Annotated in this window: 6 protein-coding genes; 5 read left to right on the top strand and 1 reads right to left on the bottom strand. The window is 34.3% G+C overall.

Annotated elements, in window-relative coordinates:
- Window positions 1-227: 227 nt before the first annotated feature.
- The 5 genes from ACH2CJ_RS17665 (at window position 228) to ACH2CJ_RS17645 (ending at window position 6,865) form a co-directional block, all read left to right on the top strand.
- Window positions 228-476 (top strand): hypothetical protein, encoded by a 249-nt coding sequence (locus tag ACH2CJ_RS17665; RefSeq protein WP_394994670.1) that lies wholly within the window; start codon window positions 228-230, stop codon window positions 474-476.
- Between the two features lie 129 nt (window positions 477-605).
- Complete coding sequence (locus tag ACH2CJ_RS17660; RefSeq protein ID WP_394994667.1) at window positions 606-1,667, top strand: NAD-dependent epimerase/dehydratase family protein; 1,062 nt, start codon at window positions 606-608, stop codon at window positions 1,665-1,667.
- Window positions 1,668-1,867: 200 nt separating this feature from the next.
- Complete coding sequence (locus tag ACH2CJ_RS17655; RefSeq protein ID WP_394994664.1) at window positions 1,868-2,602, top strand: glycosyltransferase family 2 protein; 735 nt, start codon at window positions 1,868-1,870, stop codon at window positions 2,600-2,602.
- A gap of 6 nt (window positions 2,603-2,608) precedes the next feature.
- A complete protein-coding gene (locus ACH2CJ_RS17650) occupies window positions 2,609-4,534 on the top strand; it encodes a hypothetical protein (RefSeq protein ID WP_394994662.1) in 1,926 nt (641 codons plus the stop codon).
- Window positions 4,535-4,540: 6 nt separating this feature from the next.
- Window positions 4,541-6,865, top strand: a complete 2,325-nt coding sequence (locus ACH2CJ_RS17645) for a beta-galactosidase (RefSeq protein ID WP_394994659.1) — start codon at window positions 4,541-4,543, stop codon at window positions 6,863-6,865.
- Here the strand turns inward: ACH2CJ_RS17645 and ACH2CJ_RS17640 are convergent.
- Window positions 6,862-7,302, bottom strand: coding sequence for a hypothetical protein (locus ACH2CJ_RS17640; RefSeq protein WP_394994656.1), 441 nt, complete (start codon window positions 7,300-7,302; stop codon window positions 6,862-6,864). The two genes, ACH2CJ_RS17645 and ACH2CJ_RS17640, sit on opposite strands and share 4 nt — an antisense overlap.
- Window positions 7,303-7,403: the final 101 nt, after the last annotated feature.

Below are 7,403 nucleotides of genomic sequence, written 5' to 3'. Positions count from 1 at the left end.
TTGTACATATTATAATTATATATTTTTACAAAATTAGGCGAGTTTGTCTTTTACTCGTCTAATTTCTCCAAGTATTATTATTTGTGTACGGTTTTAAATAAAAAACTAATCGCCAATTGCTAAAAGCTAATAGCCAAAAAGTTCTGTTCATTTAAAAAGTACAATTTTTCTTGGCGTTTTGAATTACCAAACTTAAATTTGTGCAAATTTAACGACAACATTCGGACATGAAAAAGTTTAGTGTTTTATTATTTGCAGTAGCTGCGATTTCGTTGGCTTCGTGCGACTATCAGAAAAATAATGTTATTGAACAAAAAGACGCTCGCAAAGGAGATGATTGGGTTTATGGTGTAAGCCCTGATTCTGCTGCACGTCAATTAAAAAATAAATATACAGCTAAACCAGAACTCGAACAACGTACAAATGCTATTCGTGAAAAGATGTTTGGTGCAGGTAAAGCAAATGCAGGAGCTTAACTTTTAAAGTTCATGGTAGGCAGTTTACAGTTCACAATAGCAATACAAAGCTACGTTTACTGTAAAATGCCTATTTTTGTTTTTTAAACATTCTCGGCAAGTTAATATCACAAATCGTAAATTTAGGAAATGAATATAGCATTAGTAACAGGGTCGGCTGGTCTGATTGGAAGTGAATCGGTCGCTTTTTTTGCCGATAAATTTGATTTAGTTATCGGTATTGACAACAATCTGCGATCATACTTTTTCGGAGCAGAGGCATCAACCGATTGGAATCGCAAGGGTTTGGAAAATAAATTTGCTAATTATAAGCATTATAATGCTGATATTCGCTCAGAAGTTGAAATCGGAAAGATTTTTGCAGAATACGGCACAGACATTAAAATGGTAGTGCATACTGCCGCTCAACCAAGCCACGACTGGGCAGCACGTGAGCCATTCACTGACTTTACGGTAAATGCTAATGGCACACTTGTAATGCTTGAAATGACTCGTCAGCATTGCCCAGAAGCTGTTTTTATATTTACCTCAACCAATAAAGTTTATGGCGATACGCCAAATTTCTTGCCATTGGTAGAATTAGAAACTCGTTGGGAAATTGACCAAAATCATGCTTATTTCGAGCATGGAATTGACGAATTAATGTCGATTGACCACTCGAAACACTCAGTTTTTGGAGCATCGAAAGTAGCAGCCGATGTGATGGTACAAGAATATGGCAGATATTTCGCCATGAAAACTGCCGTTTTCCGTGGTGGATGTTTGACCGGACCAAATCATTCGGGAGCTCAATTGCATGGTTTCTTGGCATATTTGATGAAATGTGCGATTACTGGAAATCATTACACGATTTTTGGATACAAAGGCAAGCAAGTGCGTGATAATATTCATAGTTGGGACTTGGTGAATATGTTTTGGCATTTTTACCAAAACCCTCGTCCAGGTGAAGTTTATAATGCTGGCGGTGGACGTTTCTCTAACTGCTCAATGCAAGAAGGAATTGCGATCTGTGAAGAAATTACAGGAAATAAAATGAGTTTTAGCTATGCTGACGACAACCGTAGTGGCGACCATATTTGGTATATTTCTGACCTTACGAAGTTCAAGACGCATTACCCAGAATGGACTTGGAAATATGATTTGACAACCACGCTTACTCAAATGTATGATAATATCAGCAAGCGAGTGTAGTAGAGATGATAATTAAATTTGTTTTTTACCCCTCTAATAGCAAAAAAAGATGCTATTTGAGGGGTAAATTATTTTTCAGTAAGGCTATAAAAGCTTCCATTTTCCAATAAAACCTCTAATAACACAAGGCTATCCGAGATTTTATGTATTTTTGTGCTTTTACTAAATCTTGGTTTATTAATTTTTGAAAACCTCAGTCCATGAAATTAAGTGTTGTTATTCCTGCTTATAACGAGGAAGAAAGTATCTCCGAAACCCTCAGAAGTTTATACGCTACTTTAAAAAAATACGATATTCCACACGAAATTTGGGTAACAAATGATAATTCAAAGGATAATACTTTGGGAGTTTTGCAGGAATTACAAAAAGAAATTCCGAGCTTAGTTTTTGAGACAAACAAAGGACCAAATGGCTTTGGATATGCCGTTCGCTATGGTTTAGAGCGTTTTTCGGGTGATTGCGTAGCGGTTTTCATGGCCGATATGTCGGACGACCCCGAAGATTTAGTAAAATACTACAAAACAATGCTTACCGAAAACGTTGATGCGGTTTTTGGAAGTCGTTGGATAAAAGGCGGAAAAGTCATTGATTATCCTGCTGTAAAAAAACTCATCAATCGAATTGCTAATTTTATTATCAAAATGGTAATCGGTATTAAATATGACGATACTACTAATGCCTTCAAGCTCTACAAACGTGAAACAATGGAAGGTTTAAAGCCTTTTCTTTCACCACATTTCAACTTGACGGTTGAACTTCCTCTTAAAACCATCGTGCGTGGATATTCTTACATAGTCGTTCCAAATAGTTGGACGAATAGAAAATACGGAGAGTCGAAGCTGAAAATCAAAGAAATGGGTAGCCGCTATTTCTTTATATTGATGTATTGTTTTGTTGAAAAATTCTTCTCACGAGGAGATTATATGAAGAAATAATAGCTTATGAAGAGATTCTTGACATGGCAAATTGATAGCTTTTGGTTAAAATTTGCCTATTTATTATTATTGATAGTTCTGTTATTTCCTTATTATCAAATTTCTACATTACCCGAAGCTGGCATTGATAATTCTTGGCGAATAGCCTTAGAAATGGCGTATCAAAAAGGGTTGATTTTTGGTAAAGACATTATCTATACTTATGGGCCTTTGGGCCGACTTACGCAACGAATTTCTATCGAAACAAGTAATCTTCAGTTCTTTCTGTTCGATGTTTTTTGCTTTACCAATCTTGGGTTTTTACTCTATCATTTTTTGCCAAAACCACTCAAAGTTTACCAATTTCTCGTCCATTTTGCTCTGTTTTTGCTAATCACTTCCGTTTATGGCGAATGGCTGAGTTTTTTGCTTTTCTATATCAGCATTTTTTCGGGGCTTTTATTTTTGAAAAAACAAAATCATTGGTTTCTCGTTCATGCGATTATGATGGGCGTTATTAATTTTTATATCAAAGCCAATTATGGCGTTATTGCCCTCGGATTTGTCTTTATTCTCTTGCTATACGCTTTTTTCTCGAAACGCTTATCGCTTCAAAACCTGCTTTTGTATTTCTTCGGAAGCACCGTTTTGTTAATAACTTTAGCTTTGTTACTTAAAACTGACCTCATTGCTTACTTTTTTTTCAGCATTGAGATTATCAAAGGTTATAACGAATCTCAGTCTTTTTTTCCTATTGATAGACTGAGGGCAGTAGTTTCTTCGTATATTATATTTGCACTACTTATCTTGATTTTTATTAGTTTTATTGTTCGAAAATTGAGAAAAAAGGATTTTTCTTTACCAACCCTTGATTCATTTTTTGTATTGGGTTGTGTAGCTGTTTGCTCATTTGTGCTTATCAAATACGCTTTTGTGCGAGCCGATGATGGGCATTTAATATCGTTTGTTCGTAGTGCATTTTTGCCATTTTTGCTATTGAGTAATTTTAGTGCTGAAAAATGGCTCAAACAAAGTGGTTGGTTGTTGGTTTCGCTCAATTTATTGAGTTATCTTGTTTTCTATCAGCCAATTTATGGGGAGTTTTCTATTTCTATTTTTGATAATTTACGCACCAAAAGTTACATTTTTCCCGAATATTTTAAGAATATTTCAAAAAAAAACACGCCTCATTACAACTTTACGTACCCAAAAGAGGTCTTAGATTTAATTGGCAATAAAACCACCGATTTAGTACCAAACGAAACATCAGAAATATACCTCAATAAGCTCAATTATAATCCTCGCCCGATTATTCAATCTTATCAGGCTTATAATGAATATTTGGATAAAAAGAATCAAGAGAAATATTTGTCGGCAACCGCTCCTGATTTTGTGATTTATGGCATTGAAAGTACTGATAATAAGTATGCCGTTGGCGATGAGACGCTGACTTTAATTGCTCTTTTACAACGCTACGAACCAATAAATAATTGGGATAATCGTTTGTTATTGAAGAAGAAAGAACATACCAAAACTTTGAAATTGGTTAAGCAGTCAAGCACAACTTGGGAAATGGGTAAAAGTTTCGATCTAAATTCTTTAATAAAGGCCGATTCTTCTAACAAAAAACTGCTTTCTATTATTAAAGTAAAAACATCGTATAATTGGTTTGGTAAATTATTGAATTTGTTTTTTCAGCCTCCACACCTTAACATGGAATTTACAACAAAGAATGGCGAAAAAACTATTTATCGGACAGTCCCCATTTTACTGAATAAAGGCTTGATTGTGAATGCAAAGATTGATGATGTAAAGGATGTTAAGCAATTTTTTGAGGCTGGTTTTGTTGAAAATAAAGACATACAAAGCGTAAAATTTGATGAAATTTTGAGAAGAAAAGCAGGTTTTGAGAAAAAAATAGAAATTTTAGAGGAGTTCTACGAATTAAAATAAAACATAATGAAACGTTTAAGAATAGCACTTTTTATATGTTTTGGCTCAATGTTTATTTTGCCCAATACATCAAACGCTCAAAAATACGTTTGCCACGGTGTTTTAAATTTAGAATCCGACCTAAATAATGGCATTCCTGTAATGAATAAGTTGGTTGCAGCTGGCTGCAATGCCACTATGCTAACCGTTCATTGGGAGCGTGTATATCCACAACCAAACTCAAAACCTAACTTTACTCAGTTAGACAATCAGATTAATCACGCAGTCAATAATTTAGGTATAAAAGTTGCCATTCGCATACATCTTGGTCGTAATTTCGGTCTTACCAAAGGTTTTTGGGAAGAAGAAGAAGCGGTAAAAGATTTTAAGGGAAAAGTGCTGACCAATTATTACGACAACAATCACTTTAGTTTTGCCCACCAGCCCTCTATCGAAAAAGCGGCAGGATTTGTTAAAGAAGTATGCGAGCGTTATAAAAATTTACAGAAAAATGGAAAAATAATTTTTATTTCCGTTGTAAACACACCACAACAAGAGTTAGGTTTTACCTACCAAAACCAACAATGGCCCGAAAGAGAATATCCCGCTGTTTTTGACCATTCTAAATGGGCAATGATAAAGTTTAAAGATTGGGCAAAAGAGAAATATACTACCATCCGTACACTTAATAGCTATTGGGGAACAAATTACAAGAGCTTTATAGAAGTTGAACCTTATGTAAACATAGGTACGCCTCAAGACTCTTTTCGAGGTCGTAGAGGTAAAGATTGGTATATTTTTCGTCATTTGATGATTAAAAAATATTACGACCAAATTATTGGTGCTATAAAATCGGTTGAACCAACATACAAAGTTGCTTGTGAATTTGGTGGAATTGCTGACAATCTCTCAATTTTGCGAAATACTTTAGCTTTCAAAGATTTGACATCTAAAGCTGATATTATTAAAAGTTCTATTGATGGTTTTCAAGCAGATATTGGCTTTAATAATACTGGCTTTAATCAGAAATTTTATACGGAAGTTGCTTTTTTCGACTTACAAACACCCGAAGAACTGAAAGATTATGCCAAAAGAAGTATAGAATACGATTGTGAATTTATCGCATTTTATATTGAGTCTAATAATAATCAAGAATATGAAAAAATTTTTCCTGCAATTCAAGAAGCCATCAAAGCTTTAAATAAACCTAAGTCGACAATTATCTTCGCCGATTCGGTCAAATATCGTCTTTCGCAATTAACTGATAGCCGAGAGTTGGTTATCAACGACTGGAAAACACGGTCAGAAAATGGTAAAAAACGAGTAAAAATAACTTTAGACGAAGATTTAATTACAGAAAACAAGAAAATTGAAAATCCATTACCCGATATTGTTGAAACTACTCCGACACCTACTCCGCCGCCGCCACCAATTCCGTCTACTAATCCAAATATACCGAACCAACTTCCTAAAGAAAACATAAAAGACTATACCAAAGAACTGGTTGTTAATCAAAGTTTTCAGTTTCGAATTCCCGAAAATTTGTACTACGACACCGATGGTTTTATTGCTTATATTGAGGTTTTAGAAGCCCCTGCATGGGTGAATTTCAACCGATTTGAATTGAATTTTTATGGAAAAGCTCCTTATTTAGGAAAAAACAAAGTAAAATTACGTATTTATGATAACAATGGCGGGAGTATCGACTCTTTTATTTATCTCGACATCGTTCCTCCTATTATTGATTTTGAATTAATAAAAGCCGATTATTTTGATGTTCCTTTTGAGCCTTGGGGTTTTATAAACAACAAACGAGTATTATATTTAGATGTTCTGCCCGAAAAACTTAATATTCTTGCTCGTTGTAATTTAGATTCAGTAGATTTTGTATTTAACTTAACTGGGCCATATAAATTTAGTCGTACATCTGACCGATTGCCTTATAATCTCTTTGGTGAAGGTCGAGGGCTAAAATTCCCTGTTGGAACTTATACACTAAGTGCCAAAGCCTATAAAAAAGACTCTGTCATTTCATCAAAAACCATTCAATTTTTTGTTACGTCATCTACTAATCCTACCGAAAATATACTTCCCGATTGGCGAGTTTATCCAAATCCATTTGAGCAAATTTGTAATGTAAAACTCCCTGATAATGAGGAACTTACGAAACTGAACTTCGCTCTATTTACTGCAACAGGGCATAAACAAGAAGTAAGAAACGACTTTATTTCTATAGTAGATAAAACCGCCTATATTGATTTGAGTCATACCGATATTCCTACGGGCAATTACATTTTAGAAATTAGCAAAAATGGCGACGTTTTGAAAAGGGTGAGAGTAGCAAAGTTTTAGAAGATTAAATCTTTTACAAAATAGAAAAATAATGTTTGCACGATTGCCCAAACTACGGCACTTATAAACATTTGAACCATAATTTCTCGTTTATCGTACCGAAATGCCATAGCTATGGCAGCTCCTCCAATGGGCGTAAATAGTAAGGGAGTTAGCAATGAAATCCCAATCAAACCAAATTTCCTGCGGGTTTTTATTGCCAAGCGATTCATTTTAGTAAATTTCTTTGTTTTTTCTTTTTTAGGAAAAAAATTTATCCAAACTTTTTGTATAAAATCACTAGAATAGACAATCAACGTAACTGTAATCATCATTCCAATAACAGAGCAGATAGCAGTTTCAACCCATCCTAACTTTAGGGCTAAGCCCGTTAAAGGTCCCCCGGCAAACTTCAGCATGCTTATTGCAATAACTGAAATATATTTAGCAAAATTCATATCTTATGCGAATTACGGGTTTAAAGTATAATTATTTTAAGATAACTTGACTCAAATTGTATTATTTTAATTTTTAGCAAAAAAAGACAGAGTGGGGTAAA

This window comes from Emticicia sp. (genome assembly GCF_043780375.1).
Classification (GTDB): Bacteria; Bacteroidota; Bacteroidia; order Cytophagales; family Spirosomataceae; genus Emticicia.
The sequence above is the reverse complement of the archived record's forward strand: the minus strand, read 5'-3'. Positions and strand labels throughout refer to the sequence as shown.